This window comes from Azospirillum lipoferum (genome assembly GCF_024170005.1).
GTDB classification, from domain to species: domain Bacteria; phylum Pseudomonadota; class Alphaproteobacteria; order Azospirillales; family Azospirillaceae; genus Azospirillum; species Azospirillum lipoferum.
Map to the genome: position 1 here is coordinate 1 of NZ_JALJXJ010000053.1, position 1,027 is coordinate 1,027.

The following is a 1,027-nucleotide window of genomic DNA, read 5'->3' on the forward strand; positions in this document are numbered from 1 at the left end:
GTCGCCGGCCTGCCCGACGAGCGCTGGGGCCAGCGGGTCGTCGCCTTCGTCAAGCGCGCCCGTGGCGTCGAGGCCAAGGATCTCGACGACCATTGCCGCACCTCCGGCCTCGCCAACTTCAAGCGCCCGCGCGAGTACGTCTTCCTCGATGAAATCCCGAAATCGCCCGTCGGCAAGATCCTGCGCCGCAAGCTCCAGGCCGGCGAATACCAGCTCGAACACAGCCCCATCGCACACTGAACACCCGACTTTTCTGGAGAGAGCCCGTGAAGCCCTATTCGTTCGACAGCAGCAACCGCCTCCTCGCGGATCTCGACGGCTTCCGCGTCGAGATCGACGAGACCAAGGAACGCGCCGACATCGTGTTGCACCGTCCGCCCTTCAACATCGTCAGTATGCTCCAGCGCGACCAGTTCGCCGCCGTGTTCGCGGCACTCGACCGCGATCCGAAGGTGCGGGTGATCGTCCTGCGTGCCGAGGGCGAGAACTTCTCGTCCGGCGGCAACATCGCCGGCTTCATGGAGAAGTCGGCGGAGCATGTGTCGGAGTTGGCGGTCAACATCGCCGCCCCGGAACGTTGCCGCAAGCCGGTGATCGCCCAGGTCCGCGGCTATTGCTTCGGCGTCGGCTTCGAGCTGTCGCTGGCCTGCGATTTCCGCATCGTGTCGGAGACTGCACAGTTCGCCCTGCCGGAGATGCGCATCGGCATGATCCCCGGCTCCGGCGGCTCGGCCCGCCTGCTGCACATGATCGGCATCTGCCGGACCAAGGACATGGTGATGCGGGCCAAGCGCATCCCCGGCCGTCAGGCCGCCGACTGGGGCTTCGTCACCGACTGCGTCGTCGACGCCGAACTGGAAGCGACGGTCGCCGCCCTCGTGGACGAACTGCGCGGCTTCTCGCCGTTGGCCCAGCGCACCATCAAGGGCGTGCTGAACAGCGGCAACAACGTCTCGGTCAACGGCGCCATCGAGATCGAGGGGCAGGCCTATGGCCGCCTGCGCGGCTCGGAGGACTTCAAGGAGGG

Annotated in this window: 2 protein-coding genes; both read left to right on the forward strand. The window is 66.7% G+C overall.

Annotated elements, in window-relative coordinates; translation table 11 throughout:
- Positions 1–240: AMP-binding enzyme (locus J2848_RS35830; RefSeq protein WP_436232172.1), on the forward strand; the 240-nt coding region annotated here is incomplete at its 5' end.
- Positions 241–266: 26 nt separating this feature from the next.
- The coding region (locus tag J2848_RS35835; RefSeq protein WP_149235741.1) for an enoyl-CoA hydratase/isomerase family protein at positions 267–1,027 on the forward strand (761 nt) is incomplete at its 3' end.